General features: G+C 70.3%; 1 protein-coding gene. It reads left to right on the forward strand.

Annotation, left to right across the window (positions count from 1 at the left end; all coding sequences use genetic code 11):
• The coding region (locus ACZ2IA_RS23185) for an AarF/UbiB family protein (RefSeq protein ID WP_470294932.1) at window positions 1–249 on the forward strand (249 nt) is incomplete at both ends.

The following is a 249-nucleotide window of genomic DNA, read 5'->3' on the forward strand; positions in this document are numbered from 1 at the left end:
CGCCGACACCGGCCTCGACGGCGTCGTGGTGAAGGTGCAGCGTCCGGGCATCGATGAGATCGTCGCGGTCGACCTGGCGGCGCTTCGACGCGTCGCGCGGTGGCTGACCCGTGTGCGCCTGGTCGCCGACCGCGTCGACGCCCCGGCGCTCGTGGAGGAGTTCGCCGAGACCAGTCTGGAAGAGATCGACTACCTTCATGAGGCTGCCAGCGCCGAACGGTTCCGCGAGAACTTCGCCGGCGAGCCTCG

The organism is Crenobacter sp. CS_VA4 (assembly GCF_055597485.1).